Annotated in this window: 15 protein-coding genes, 1 tRNA gene and 1 pseudogene; 15 read left to right on the top strand and 2 right to left on the bottom strand. The window is 47.0% G+C overall.

What is annotated here, in order from left to right; genetic code table 11:
* The first annotated feature begins 369 nt into the window (after window positions 1–369).
* The 15 genes and pseudogenes from glyQ (at window position 370) to SPB21_RS32500 (ending at window position 13,217) form a co-directional block, all read left to right on the top strand.
* Window positions 370–1,293, top strand: a complete 924-nt coding sequence (glyQ, locus tag SPB21_RS32570; RefSeq protein ID WP_006518790.1) for a glycine--tRNA ligase subunit alpha — start codon at window positions 370–372, stop codon at window positions 1,291–1,293.
* Between the two features lie 39 nt (window positions 1,294–1,332).
* Entirely contained in the window at window positions 1,333–1,821 is a 489-nt protein-coding gene (locus SPB21_RS32565; protein ID WP_163665878.1) for a DUF4079 domain-containing protein, read from the top strand.
* Between the two features lie 109 nt (window positions 1,822–1,930).
* Window positions 1,931–3,433 (top strand): ComEC/Rec2 family competence protein, encoded by a 1,503-nt coding sequence (locus SPB21_RS32560; RefSeq protein WP_499869169.1) that lies wholly within the window; start codon window positions 1,931–1,933, stop codon window positions 3,431–3,433.
* Window positions 3,434–3,504: 71 nt separating this feature from the next.
* Window positions 3,505–3,591, top strand: a tRNA-Ser gene (locus tag SPB21_RS32555).
* A gap of 106 nt (window positions 3,592–3,697) precedes the next feature.
* Window positions 3,698–4,711 carry a site-specific integrase gene (locus tag SPB21_RS32550; protein ID WP_499869167.1) on the top strand — a complete coding sequence of 338 codons (1,014 nt, stop codon included), beginning with the start codon at window positions 3,698–3,700 and terminating at the stop codon, window positions 4,709–4,711.
* A gap of 201 nt (window positions 4,712–4,912) precedes the next feature.
* Window positions 4,913–6,253 carry a DNA adenine methylase gene (locus tag SPB21_RS32545; protein WP_499869166.1) on the top strand — a complete coding sequence of 447 codons (1,341 nt, stop codon included), beginning with the start codon at window positions 4,913–4,915 and terminating at the stop codon, window positions 6,251–6,253.
* A gap of 202 nt (window positions 6,254–6,455) precedes the next feature.
* The gene (locus SPB21_RS32540; RefSeq protein WP_499869164.1) at window positions 6,456–7,004 is read left to right on the top strand and encodes a hypothetical protein; all 549 of its coding nucleotides are present in this window, start codon (window positions 6,456–6,458) and stop codon (window positions 7,002–7,004) included.
* Window positions 6,977–7,831, top strand: a complete 855-nt coding sequence (locus SPB21_RS32535; RefSeq protein ID WP_499869162.1) for a hypothetical protein — start codon at window positions 6,977–6,979, stop codon at window positions 7,829–7,831. The genes SPB21_RS32540 and SPB21_RS32535 overlap by 28 nt, the downstream gene beginning before the upstream one ends.
* Before the next feature lie 48 nt (window positions 7,832–7,879).
* Window positions 7,880–9,310 carry a hypothetical protein gene (locus SPB21_RS32530; RefSeq protein WP_499869160.1) on the top strand — a complete coding sequence of 477 codons (1,431 nt, stop codon included), beginning with the start codon at window positions 7,880–7,882 and terminating at the stop codon, window positions 9,308–9,310.
* Window positions 9,311–9,381: 71 nt separating this feature from the next.
* On the top strand, window positions 9,382–10,380 hold the full coding sequence (locus tag SPB21_RS32525; RefSeq protein ID WP_499869158.1) for a metal-dependent hydrolase: 999 nt from the start codon (window positions 9,382–9,384) through the stop codon (window positions 10,378–10,380).
* A gap of 279 nt (window positions 10,381–10,659) precedes the next feature.
* The gene (locus tag SPB21_RS32520) at window positions 10,660–10,914 is read left to right on the top strand and encodes a UPF0175 family protein (RefSeq protein WP_163696468.1); all 255 of its coding nucleotides are present in this window, start codon (window positions 10,660–10,662) and stop codon (window positions 10,912–10,914) included.
* Window positions 10,904–10,981 (top strand): annotated as a pseudogene (locus SPB21_RS32515) (DUF3368 domain-containing protein); the annotation flags it as partial. The gene SPB21_RS32520 and the pseudogene SPB21_RS32515, both read left to right, overlap by 11 nt.
* 53 nt (window positions 10,982–11,034) lie before the next feature.
* Window positions 11,035–11,190, top strand: coding sequence for a hypothetical protein (locus SPB21_RS32510; protein WP_499869183.1), 156 nt, complete (start codon window positions 11,035–11,037; stop codon window positions 11,188–11,190).
* 89 nt (window positions 11,191–11,279) lie between these two features.
* Window positions 11,280–11,744 (top strand): hypothetical protein, encoded by a 465-nt coding sequence (locus SPB21_RS32505; RefSeq protein WP_163696473.1) that lies wholly within the window; start codon window positions 11,280–11,282, stop codon window positions 11,742–11,744.
* A 645-nt stretch (window positions 11,745–12,389) separates the two neighbouring features.
* Window positions 12,390–13,217 carry a hypothetical protein gene (locus SPB21_RS32500; protein WP_499869156.1) on the top strand — a complete coding sequence of 276 codons (828 nt, stop codon included), beginning with the start codon at window positions 12,390–12,392 and terminating at the stop codon, window positions 13,215–13,217.
* Between the two features lie 148 nt (window positions 13,218–13,365).
* Here the strand turns inward: SPB21_RS32500 and SPB21_RS32495 are convergent, their stop codons facing one another.
* Window positions 13,366–13,554, bottom strand: a complete 189-nt coding sequence (locus SPB21_RS32495; RefSeq protein ID WP_163696477.1) for a hypothetical protein — start codon at window positions 13,552–13,554, stop codon at window positions 13,366–13,368.
* A gap of 43 nt (window positions 13,555–13,597) precedes the next feature.
* A complete protein-coding gene (locus tag SPB21_RS32490; protein ID WP_163671299.1) occupies window positions 13,598–13,768 on the bottom strand; it encodes a hypothetical protein in 171 nt (56 codons plus the stop codon).
* Between the last annotated feature and the right edge of the window lie 30 nt (window positions 13,769–13,798).

Genomic DNA, 13,798 nt, shown 5'->3' with positions numbered 1-13,798 from the left:
GCGCACTTTGATGACCGGTTTTAACCGCTTCTCCGTCGAGCGCTTTACTAATATAGCGACCTGATAAACCTAAGTCAACACCTTGGGTGAATTTATTTTTTTGAGCTATTTCCCTTGTTCCGCAAGGCGTTCAGCTATTGTGAATCAATTTTCTACGGCGAGCGCTACATTTTTTCGTCTCCTTTTATACAAATTCTTCGGACGTCAGAATTGAGTTTTAGGAGCTGGTTAATGGCCAGTTCTATAGACGCGAACGGGTCTTACGGACTGGTAAAACTACTGATCAACTGATTTTGCGATAGGTACTAGGTTTTTTCCTCACTTCAGAGGAGAATGTGACGGACATATATATGATTCGAGGAAAGCGCGGTGAATTTTCAGTCTGTCATTGCTACGCTGCATGAGTTTTGGTCGGCGCAGGGATGTTTGATTGTTCAGCCCTATGACACTGAAAAGGGGGCAGGGACTAAAAGCCCTCACACGTTTTTGAGGGCTATTGGCCCAGAGCCTTGGTCTGTCGCTTATGTTGAGCCTTGTCGTCGCCCAGCTGATGGTCGCTACGGGGAAAATCCAAATCGTTATCAGCATTACTATCAGTACCAGGTACTGATCAAACCCTCTCCTGGCAACATTCAGGATCTGTATCTAGAATCCCTACGGGCATTGGGTATCAAACCGGAGGATCATGATATTCGGTTTGTGGAGGATAATTGGGAAGATGCTGCGGTTGGTGCTTGGGGCGTTGGCTGGGAGGTTTGGTTAGATGGTATGGAGGTAACTCAGTTTACGTATTTCCAGCAGTGTGGTGGTCTGGATTGTAAACCGGTGTCCATTGAGATTACCTATGGTCTAGAGCGATTGACGATGTATCTGCAAGAGGTGGATGCGATCGCAAAAATCCAATGGAGCGATACCGTCACCTATGGCGATGTTCACATGCAAGGTGAAATTGAATGCTCCACCTATAACTTTGAAGCCTCAAGTCCAGAGCTATTGTTGAACCTGTTCAACCTATATCAGCAAGAAGCCGAGCAGCTGATGGAGCGAGAACTTGTACTGCCCGCTTATGACTTTGTCCTCAAGTGCTCCCATACGTTTAACTTATTAGATGCCCGTGGCGTCATCTCAGTCACCGAGCGCACCCGTTATATCCGTCAGGTCCGTTCACTCGCCCGTAAAGTTGCTCAGCTTTACTATGAACAACGCGAGAAACTCGGCTTTCCCCTATTAAATGATGACAATAGGGAAAATTCACAGGCAACAAGCCATAAAGAAAACGCCGTACCTGCCTAAAATAAGGGCAGATAACAAACGCGTTAGGAATATTTGATTATGGCGTCTAGCTTAAGAGCATATTTAGAACCGATTGCCGCCTGGTTTGCCCAGTTTGGCTTACCAGAATCCATTACCCACTGGGGTCATCCCGCCATGATGGCTATTGTTGTCTTTGCCATGGGCAGCAGTGCCGCCATTGCAGGCTGGAAAATTCGTACCGGTGCGCCAGACGCCACCATGGGTTCTATGCCTGTACGCAAATTCCATAAAAAAGTAGCTCTGTGGATGACTACATTTATTGGGATGGGTTATACCGGGGGGCTTCTATCCCTAGTTATGCAAGGCCAGCCTATTCTAGAAAGCCCACATTTCTGGACAGGGTCAGCGGTGCTTGGATTGCTCGGTCTCAACGGTGCCATTTCCATGAGTAAGTTTGGTGGCGGTCAAGATTCTCTCAGAAATGCCCATGCTTATATCGGTACAGCCGCTGTAGCCCTTATGGTCGTCCACGCCGCTTTAGGATTAAAGCTGGGGTTGTCCATCTAACCCACATCCAAAGACCTTACTCCTGCCAATAGCTGGGGAACGATAACCCAAGGCGCTGCTTCTAACGAGTTGAGGCAGCGCTTTTTACGTTGTCTCTTACTCAACTACCATGACACCCTGGGGATTCATTATTATCTGCCTAAGCTACATTTTAGGTCTGCTCTCCACAGGTATCGCTGTTAGTCAATCCAACCAGCCTATTGCAGGCTACGGTCTTTTAATGCTTAGTTTAGTCCTAAGCATTTGGCTACCAAAACAATGGCGATTAGGCCCCACAGGGCGTCAGTGGCTATTTGCCGGAATCATCGGTCTGATCGGAGCCATTTACTGCCTATGGCGCATTCCACAACCTGAAATTGACGATATCAGCCGCTATGCCCCTGGCACCTACAGCGTCTATGGAGAAGTCACATCACTCCCCCAGCTCAACCGTAACGGTAAACACAAGTTTTGGCTCAAACCCCATGGAGTCCAAAACCGTTCTGAGCAGGCAAATTATATTAGTCGACAGCCTGCTAGCGGCAAACTATATGTCACGGCTCTACCTGAGCGCAGCGCCAATCTATATCCAGGTCAAGCCATTAAAGCAACCGGTCGGCTATATGAACCCAGCTCCACAGAAGAATTTGATTTCAAAGCCTATTTAGCCAGACAGGGTAGTTTTGCCGGACTGAGTGCTAACTATATTGATGACTTAGCCAACACAGAACAGTCTAAACATGGGCTCTGGCAGGTGCGGCAGCGGATTGCTAATGCTCAAGCTCGCTGGCTTGGTGATACTAAAGGTCATTTAGTCAGTGCCATGGTGTTGGGCCGTAGGGCTGTTGATTTACCCTACGATATTCGAGATGCGTTTATCACAGCAGGTTTAGCTCATACTCTGGCAGCATCTGGCTTTCATGTGGCACTCGTCCTGGGGATGGTATTGGCGTTATTAAAAAGATACTCGAACCGCACTCAAGCAATCGGCGGTAGCATTGCTCTGTTTATTTATGTAGGCCTGACCGGCTTACAGGCCAGCGTAATGCGCGCGGCCATTATGGGTCTTGGGGCCATGCTGGGGTTAGCGTTAGAACGCAAGGTCAAACCTTTGGCTTGTTTAGGGGTAGCTGTCTTTTTATTATTGGTTTGGAACCCTCGCTGGATATGGGATATCGGCTTTCAGCTAAGTGTGATGGCTACCCTGGGTTTAATAGTCATGGCTACTGCCCTAGCCAAACGTTTGGATTGGTTGCCCAGCGCGCTCTCAACTCTCCTAGCGGTTCCCATCGCAGCTTATATTTGGACGTTACCGCTACAGCTCTATCACTTTGGCACTGTTCCGTCCTACAGCATTGTTTTAAATATTTTTGCTACGCCACTGGTCACAGTCATTAGCTTAGGTGGATTTATCAGTGCAATGGTTAGTTTGATTTGGCCTTTAGTGGGGGGTGCGATCGCATGGCTCTTGGCTATACCATTACAGCTTTTAATTACCTTAGTGACGTTCTTTAACCAATTGCCAGGAAACCAAGTCACTATCGGAAATATATCTGTTTGGCTCGTAGTATTAGCCTATGGCCTCTACGGTAGCATTACCATTTGGCTAGCTCGTCGAAATCAGGAAGTCTAGGTCTGGAATGTTCGCCTCGGTGTAGAATAAACAAGCTCAAAATATGGGCGAACCTAATTGAATAGGTCCCTGGAGAGGTGGCAGAGTGGTTGAATGCGGTAGACTCGAAATCTATTATGGGCTTCGGTTCATCGGGGGTTCGAATCCCCCCCTCTCCGTTTGATAGCAAGGGTTTTGGCCCTTGGCAATAGACAGAGAAAGACTTCCTCAAAGCAGCTTTTGTGAGCTGAAAACAGGTGATTGTGGACTGTTTTTGGGGAAGATATGGGGAAGAATTTTGCACCTGAAAAAATCGATATAGGCCCCCGTCTGCAAGCGATTAACCAGCAGTTGGAAAAGGCCAGTTTGCGGCAAAAAGGTGGAAAGCCATACATCCGAGGCAAGTCGGTTGATTCGTTTCCGCCGAAGCCAGGACAGGATAAGCCGCGACGGGTGGAGCTGGCACTGAACTGTAATGCTTCGCTGGCGGGGCTGAAGGTGGCGAAGGCGAAGGCTCAGGAGATAGATAGCCAGCTGCTTTGGGGGCGGTTTGACTGGGGACCATATCTAAAGGGCAAACAGAAGCTAGCGAAGACGTTAACGGAGTGGATTGAGAAGTATAAGGCTGACCACTGGGCGTCTACACCTAGAACGCTGACTAAGGAAAACTCGTATCAGAAAAACTACCGTTTGTTTTTGAAGCGTCTGCCGCAGGAGAAGATGCTTACGCTGGATCTATTGCGGTCAGAGCTTTTGAAAGGGTCTAAACCGGGGACTCGTAGCCGTGAGTTTTACTGCATGGCCTACGGTAGACTGGCGAAGTTTATGGGGAAGCAGGATGCGATCGCAACCACAGACCTGACCACCTTCCTAGCCGAGCTTAAATCTCTCAAACAGGGTTACAGCCCAAAGAAGATACTGCCGAAAGACTTACCGACTGACAAGCAGATCGTTGAGATTTGGCAGTCGTTGAAAAATCCCAGCTGGCAATGGATTTACGGAATGATCGCCACCTATGGTTTGCGGCCCCATGAGATGTTTCATATTGATGTGGAGCGGTTTACGGCTGACACTGAGGTGTTGCGGGTGGCGGATAATACTAAGACGGGGACGCGGTTGGTGTATCCCTGCCCGGCGAGTTGGCGTACTACGTTTAAGCTGTGGAATGTGCGGTATCCGAACATTCAGCGAGAAGGGCGCAGTAATGGCAAGCTGGGGGAGAAGGTTTCGCAACGGTTTCGGGAAATTGGGATTGGTCATAATCCCTATGCGCTGAGCTGGGCTGACTACGGTTTTTAGGCTGATCCTTTCTAACTATTGAAGAGTGCCTGAGCAGTAGGAAGCGAAGCCTCGGAAATCGTCAGTATCTACGTTGTGGCAGTTTTAGCTGATAGTTAACCATTTAAATCAAATCCCCCAGCACTGTGACCTGAGATCCATGGGCTAAAAACGGGCATTCAAAGCGAATGCAAAAAGGCTAACTCAGGCTGGAGAGGATTGATGCTAATAAGAACTCGGCCCAAGGTAAAACCGGATGAAATGCCAAATCCCTGTTCTGGGGGAACGATTGAGCGTCCAGCACTGCGTTACTTCGGTGGAAAGTGGCGATTGGCTCCATGGATTTTGCAGCATTTTCCAGAGCATCGGATCTACTGTGAACCGTATGCAGGCGCTTTTAGTGTTGGCTTACGCAAGCCCCCGGCTGCTGTGGATGTACTTAACGAGCGCAATCCGGGGGTGACGAATTTCTTTGAAGTTTTGAAGGACTGGCCACAGGAATTAATCACAGCATTGAATGCATCGCCTAAAACACGGGATGAGTTCAAACGATGCATGGTAATCGAGGGGAATGCTTTCGAGCGAGCAAGGCGTTTCTATCTCTTTTGTCAGATGAGTTTTAGCAATGGTGGCGGGCGCTGGAGCAGTGGCACGAGTGAGGAGCGATTGCGCCTGGTGCAAAGCCAGGACTGTGATTATCTAATGGCCGTTTCTCAACGATTGGCAAATGTACAAATCACGCATGATTTGGCTGAGGTTGCGATCTCAAAATACGACAGTCCAGAAACGCTGTTCTATATTGATCCGCCCTACGTGCAGAGTACGCGCGGCAGTAAGGACACACGTCACATTAATGGAGCCCCCAGACGGCAGTATGCCTATGAAATGGATGATGACGGCCATCGGCAGCTAGCTGAGCAGCTGCACTCGGCTAAAGGAATGGTGGTGCTCAGCGGTTATGAGTCTGCTCTTTACGCTGAACTGTATCCCGGCTGGCGCTGTGTCAAGAAGCAAATCCAGACTCGTCAGGGATTACGGACGGAATGCCTTTGGCTTAAGCCCACTGCGGGTGAACGGATCTATCTGCCTTTATCCTTTGGCGACAAGTGTGTTTGGGCTCCTAGCTTAGTTAGAGCTGACGGTTTGATTGAGATCCATGCTCATACAAACGGGGAGCCGATCACGGCGTACCACCTCTGGAATGCTGTGACATCAAAAAACTGTCGACAGCAGCCTCCGACTACAGCAACGTCGGTAATCACTGACAGCAGTAAGTCTAAGCACCGAAAGCATAATCAGAAAGGGCAAGCTAGCGGCTGGCTGGAGACTCGCACTGGCAATCGAAAACGGAAGACGCCGAGTATCAGCTACTACTACCGGTGGGATTCTCCCCAGGGTCGGATTACCGAGTACGTAAGTACTTCAAAACTGTCTGAAGTGTCCCGAATGCTGGCGGAGAACTGCCCAGCGCTGGAGATATTGAGATATGTGGTGAAGGGCAAGAAAAAGCTTTCAAAATCAGTTCAGAGCTTATTAGGTAATAGTAGAACTGCAGGAGTGTAGACAGCTTTTTTAGATTCTATCCAGAACAAACAGAATTATTTTTGTTAATTACCTACGGATTTATTGCCATTCAAAATTAATATTCTGAGAAAACTTTTTTTCTGGTGATTCACAGAATCTTTACCAGAATTCGGGGAAATGGCTGTGACTTTTTTTTCTCAGCACTTTGCATAATATGGGAACTGAGAAAAAAAAATTTTCCATGACTGAGCAGAATTCTACCGTTGAGCCCCAGATTTGTCCGACTGTCTTGCAGGACCAGCTTGGTATTAAAAAGGATGCTTACTATGCTTATCTGAAGCATTTGGGTATCACGGCTGAGAAGGATTCTACGGGTAAGGCATTTCTGAATTCTGAGCAGGAAAAATTAATTCGAGCGCTCCGTAAGCATGTGGTTGCTGGTGGAAAGATTGAGGCTTTCAAGGTTGATGAGCAACCGACAGCGCTGGCTATTGCCGATGGAGGCGAATTGGGACAGGTCACTGAGCAACCCGTTGAGGAAATCAATCCAGCCCAGGGGTTAGATATGGAAGCGCTGTATCTGGAGGCTTCTGAGCTTTCGGCTCAGCGGCTCACGGCAGGGCAACAGGTGGTGATGGCGATGGCTAGCCGCATGACCTATGAGGATTTGCATCCTACCGCTAAGGCTAAGGTTGACCATGTGCGGACGGTCACTGTCCCAAAGTTCAATGCTCAGGAGGTGGCGGAAAACCTTCTGAATCAATGCCGCCAGCAGATGCAGGTGGCTTAGGGCAGACAACCGAGGGGTTTAAGCATGTGTGCGCTGCTATCGATTCGGGTAGCAGCGTTTTGGTACTGGCTGAGTTGGGCATGGTGGGGACGATGCCCCAGGACCTGGCCAAGCATTATGGGGGTGAGTATGAGATCGCAACCGCTATTTATAAGGGCAGTGGTAAGAAGTTTTTCGTCTCCATAGCTGAACAGTTAGATATCCCAACGACTGAGCCGAGGTACAACAAGGAGGGTGAGCCAGTTGGTGAAAAGGCAATGACCATGGATGCGCTCAAGGATGAAATCGCTGAAAATATTGGCTCTCAGACGTTGCTGATTTTCCCTGAGGCAAAGCGGTTGACGACGGGGGTGAGGTATTGGTTGGAGGATGCGATCTCAAATGGTGTAAAGGTCATCTGCTTTGCAGCGGCGAATCCTGGCCGGGATATTTTCTTGGAGATGCTGGAGGTTGAGTTAGAGCTGCCCAGCGATAAGTTGATCCGCGAGACAATGCAGGCCGAGGCGGAGCGGATGGGGTTGCAGTTGAGTCGGTCTCGGTTGGCGGAGCTGCAGCCATTGGCCGGACGGAATCCGATGCTGGCACGGAAGGTGATCCGTAATGAGCGGCTTGGATTGAATCGGGAGGCTAGCCTGCAACATACTCAGTACGTGGTGATTATGCCGATTTTGATCGCCTGTTTGATGGCGTTTGGAGTGGTGCGATTTATTGGGATGGGGACGCGGAATAAGAGCCTGTATATTTTTGGTGGTGTGGCGTTGATTGCGGGGATGACTTTCAAGCAGGTAGGCCAAGTGAGAGGGGCACGGAAGCGTTTGGGGCAGTAATAGAGATATGTGAGCTAACATTCAATCTGCCGAGCGATATAGCAGCACATGCAAGATTATTTCAAGCCTCAGAAAATAGTTGCAGACTATCTTTACTTCTACTATCGAGGCAAAAAATTCTCTGGAAAAGGGGTTACTGAGTGGAATCCTGAAACAGGGTTTGAATTAGATATATTCCTTTCACAAAATGCAGGGTTAGAAAGGGTTGAAGCAAGAGGCCTTCGTGTTTCTGAACCCTCAGATTTTTGTTCCATTCGGATTTGGACCGATGATTTTGGCTGGGCAATCGTCCCAAATTTTCCAATACAACGTTATGAAACAGATTTATTAGGATCAGGAAAGTATTTTCCCATTAGGTTTAACAGAATGTATTTTTGTGAGCCTGGAGGGAACAGCCTAGTAGCTGACACTCATTGGACCGGAAATTGCTTATTTCGATTGAAAGGAAGAAACTGTTTTTCCGATCAGATGCGTATCGAAACAAAGATAAAAGGACAACTTCTCAAATCACAAGGAGGGCAAGGTTTTCTGTATGAAAAAAACAACTATAAAGTCATAGGATATTTTATAGAAGAAGACCTTTTTTATCTTACTTGGCGTTTACCGAAGAGTGAATATACGAAAGGCCAAGCCTGGAAATGGCCCCTTGGGTTTCAAGAAGCTCTTCAAATCTGGCTTGGCAAGACAATTTCCCTTTTGAAAAGAGAAATGAACCGCAACACTCATAAATTGATTGAGTTTAGGCAAGATGTAGAAGCTCTGTCTTTAGGAGATTTTCGGCTTATTGCTGCACCTTCAGTTCAGAACGAAGCAATAATTGCATTAGCTAAGTTTTTCTGTAAGGAAGAAGTAAAAACAGAGGTAGAGGTTTGTCGCAATATTTTTAATCAAGTGATGGATGCTAATCAGCAAAGATCACAAGCCGCCCAGGAGCTACTAGTGGCAACTACATTAGAAGCAACCATTAGAACCCTGTACAATGTCCCAACTAGTGGACAAGATAATTCCCATGGTCTGGTACAGCAAAGATTAAAAGGGCAATTCAAAGGAACTTATCTATCTAAAGATTGGACTGCACACTGTGAACGAGCCCTTGAAGCGTTTAAGCGTTTGAGACTTCGTAATGCTCATCCTGATTGGTTGGACACTTTAGGTGATCCAGCCGAGGTTGAAAAGGTGAGAGAAGCAGTGGATGACATGTTGTATTTATGCTGTTTTTACGGTTACATGATTCTTGCGATAGCAGGTTTTAGAATTGAAAATCCTGGGTTTCCTACTCCTCATCAGCAATGGGGTCCATTGTTTGTTGTCTCGATGTCAGATGATCTAGATGATTTTTCTTCTTTTAAAGAAGTGTCAAAGGATAGTGGTTACCATGCAAAAATGATGGCTGCTAGGAAGCATCTAGCATTGTCGAAACAGGCATCAACAACCTCTTCTTCTGCAATGTCGGAAAAACAGTCTGATCTGAGTTCGTAACCCCTCGGATCTCAACCTAACCCCCATGCCTGGGCAACTTAGAGCTATTCAACACAGACAGCTCTAGGCCAATGATGGCGATTACCCACGCTGCGATCGCAACCGCAGGCGCTTCCTTATTCCTAGGTACAGCGGCCCCTCTACCTTTAGGGTTGGCAGTATTAGGCTCTCAGCTGCCCGATATCGATACCACCACCAGTCTGATCGGCCAAATCTGCTTTCCCATCAGCTCATGGATTGAAGACCGCTATCCCCATCGATCCATCACCCATTCCTTAGTGGCCACGGTCACGCTCACTGCGATATCCCTAGGAATAGGGTTTGCGCTAGGGGCAATAAAACCATGGCTAGCGTTGCCATTGGGTCATGTGTTGGCCTGCTTTGCCGATTGCTTCACCCGTCAAGGAGTCCAGCTATTTTGGCCGGTTCCAGTGTGGGCCATCAGCATTGGCAATCCTAAACGCAGAATCTGTACAGGTGGCCCCGGTGAATATTGGGTACTCTCCATTGCCATCGCGATTTTGGTCACTGGCCTATGGCTGGCAGGTGCAGGTAGTGTGCAAACCCAGGTAAATCAAGGTTTGGGACTGCGAGATGGTGCGATCGCAACCTATAACCATAATGCAGCCACCGCCGAGGTATATGCCGATATTATCGGCGTATGGAGTCATGACCGTACAGACGCCACTGGCAGCCATTTGATTCTCGGCAATGAAGGCTCGGAATTTATCGTCACAGATGGTCAAGGTGTTTATAAAACAGGTGAAAGTATCATTGCTGAAAAGCTCACGACTAAGGCAGGTGAACTAACACAGCGATCAACAAAGACTCTCACACTGAATGATCAAGACATAGCTACAGCGTTGGGAAATCTGATGAATTCCTATCCTGGTAACAGGATTTATCTCAGCGGTTCGATTGTTGTTGATTTTCCAGAGGAGATCCAGATTGTTAGCGACGGGCGGCAGCTGGAAATCATAGCCGTATCTGGTGAATCCGTGACGCTTATTATCACCTTAGGAAATAGGCGTCCCCTGAGCGGAGTCGAAGGGGCGCTGGTTGGGGTGTAGCTTCGACTTCGCTCAGCTAGCAGAACATATTGAGCATCCAACTATCTAGACAGCCAACTATTCAAATAGCCGACTAAACCCTCTCCACCCGCCAGGATGTTGCGCGACAAGCTAGAATCCAGGCCGAGCTAGATACCTACGGCCATCTAAAACAGCGCCGCCTGGAAGGGGGCCAATCTTGAACGTCAACCGCGATACCCACGGCATCATTACTAACAAAGACTTAAACGCCCAGGGATAGGTCCGTTAGCATAGACCCACACCCCACAAACTAACCCCATGACCAGTATCACCCTCAACCTTCCTGACACCGCCTTCTCGGCCCTACGCAAAACACCTGACGAATTTGCCCAAGAAATGCGTATCGCTGCCGCTGTCAAATGGTACGAACTGGAACAAGTTTCCCAAGGCAAAGCTGCCGAAATCGCAGGATTAACCCGTGCTGACTTTATCCAGGCACTTTCGCGCTATCAGGTATCCCCGTTTCAGTACACCGAAGCTGACTTAATCCAAGAACTCAATAATGCCGATTAAACACGTCATCATTAATGCATCTCCTCTGATCACTCTCTACAAAAGTAAACTCGCTGACCTATTGCCTCAGCTATTCGGTCAGGTAAGCGTCCCTCCTGCTGTATGGCGTGAAGTAACCGCTTGCAAAAACGACTTCGATTTCTGCGCCAATTTGACACTGGCTCCGGTGACTATACCCAAATCCGCCATCAACTGCTGGATAACTTCACCGTTGATGACATCTTTAACCAAATCGAGCAACGACGCAGTCAAGACAGCGGCATGTCTGGTTCGTAAGACTCAGCACTGCTACACAATAGTTCTCAAACCGCTATGGCAATCCCAAAACTAACGGTATCCTAGAGCCAAAGCCAACTTACGTCACGATGAAGCTGCTCGAACTAAAAAAACGAGTTTGGAACGCCTGGACCCGGTTTAACGAGGCCAGTGGTGTGGTGACGCAGTCCAAAAACTACGTTCAAGACGTCAAACAATTTGGGGACCGTCGCTATAAAGTCACCTGGATTAAGGCATTAGCTCATTTCTCTGCCCAGGTCAGCTACGAAAGCTGTTTAGATGCCTACATGCTGGTATTAAACAGTTTTAATTTCACCCCAGACCGTTGGGACTATGAATCTCGTGCCGATATTCTAGATGCGTTTTTGATGTATCCCGATGGTCTAGAGCTAATCAAAACAGGATTAGAACAACTTTTAGGATTTACACCCCAGGAACAGAACAAAGCCCATGGCTTTTTTGAATTGGTGGAAGAACGAGGCACCCAACCAGGAAGAGACCGCCTCCCAATTAGATTTGAGCGGAAACTCACAGGCGCTTATTCCGCCGCGTAAGCGGGTGGATGGGGCCCTGGTAAATCGGCGGTTTAATAAGTCGTTACAAGCTATCTTGTTGTATTCGTGGGGGAGTAAGAAACCTATGGAATATTCCTAGCAGACGTCCTCCAAAAACAGGCTGGCTGATGATTGGTGGAACACTGCTTGTTGGATTACTATCCCTAGGATTTTTTGCAGGCGCTATGCATTTTGGAATCATTTACTCTGCTGAACACACATCTCTTGCGAGTGTTCGTAGCTGTCTCTTTTGAGGATATAACACCTTTATTTTATCAGCCATTATTGGGGCGTATACCTGTTTCTCAGCGATGCGAGCGCGTCAATAAACTCTTTTCACAACAGTAGCTCTAGTCATGATTAAAATTAATCATCAGGTCCAGATACAAGAGTTGCAACAGGTGATGCGCTATATTTTGGCAGCAGCGAACAACGCTCTGGTCATCTAAATACAAAGATAGGGCGTCATGATACTTCGCAACAATTTTCTGTCAAGTTATGTCAATCAACAAAAATATGTCAGCATCCAATTTAATGACAGAGGAATTATTGAAAATTAGCGGTTGCTAAATAGCGATTGCCTCCTTATGCGACCACACCATTCTAACGTTAGTTATCAAACTAAAGAAAATATTTATTCAACTCATGTTTAATTTTACATTAGATATCTTAAATGAATTCATATACGACATAATTAGTGGAAGAAGTGCTGACAATAAAAACACATCCATTCGAACTTTGATATCTCTATATGACTCAATCAAACATATTGAAGTCAAATCAGAAAAATTACTCCTAGTATTTGAAAAATATAGCAAATCGCCTCAAAATAATTTTGACGTTTCTATGCTCAGGGTAGCAATTCGAAATTTTTCATCGGTGACATGTGACTTTTCTGAACGCTTTCGAAGAGTTGAGAGATCGCTGCCACTCTCTGCTACAGAATCAACTAAAACCTTTCGAAATATTGGTCATAAAACAGTTACTTGTAGAAGTTTAATAGAAATCACAACTCCTGATATTTGCTTTGATAGTTCATTACCTTTAGCACAGCAAAAGTATCTATTTAGGGCATTAGACTACGCAAAGTATAACTTCTCTACCCATAAGGTTCAGCAACAATGGAGTGAGTTGCTGACACAAGCAAGAGCAGAAAAGAAACCGCTTTGGAAGTTAGATGATGAAGCCTCAAAAGAGGTTAATCAACAAAAATGGACAAGTGAGTCACGCACATACTCACGGTATGAAGGTACACAAAGAGATAACACGATGCGTTACGTCGTTCCCTTGGTGAAAATTAATGAGAATGTAGTAAGAACCGTATTCGGCTTCAAGATTTTAAGTTTTACTGATATTGAGAAATTAAACCAAGAAATTCAAACTGGGAGAGAAGGATTAGAAAGTTTACGAATAAGAATAAAAGAATTAGAATATTTTCTGTCAGAGAACTACAGCATATCCGATTTTTTCTGATACTTTTTTGTAGACGGTAGTGGATAAGCCACATTTGCTAGCGGCACGGCTGTCGGAACCGGCGCTGCGGTTTATTGCGTTGCGGGATGTAGTGGTGCCGTTTTAGGGGTGGGGGGTGCATCGCACTTCCCAAAGGCCTTCTGTCCACTTAAGCAGCCGCTGTATAGAAAGGTGATGGTAGTACAGGGTAAACCTTGAAAACATGTCGAAAGACTTTCTCTGCAGTTTCCTTAACCTCGTCGTCGGTATAGCTATCAACAGGTAGGCCAGTCTTATCACTCCACAGAAAATCTTCATTCGCAAATACGGCAATCGCCTCTACAGCGAATACCTCCAATGGCTAGAAGGCCAACACCAAACCCAGCAAAAGTTAGAACCCATCAACCCAGAACCCGAAACCCCAGACCAGCGCCTGCAACGTTACCAAATGCTCTGGCAAAGTCCCACCTGCCGCAAAGGCGTCCGCACCGCCATCCAAAATCACCCCGAATGGCATCTAGAAATCGGCCCTGATGGTCCACGGTTCCAGCAGTCCAAGACCCAAGCCCCATAAAATCCCGTTATCATTTGAAAGCCACATA

The sequence above is a fragment of the Leptothoe sp. ISB3NOV94-8A genome (genome assembly GCF_043421595.1).
Classification (GTDB): domain Bacteria; phylum Cyanobacteriota; class Cyanobacteriia; order Phormidesmidales; family Phormidesmidaceae; genus Leptothoe; species Leptothoe turfae.
The sequence above is the reverse complement of the archived record's forward strand: the minus strand, read 5'-3'. Positions and strand labels throughout refer to the sequence as shown.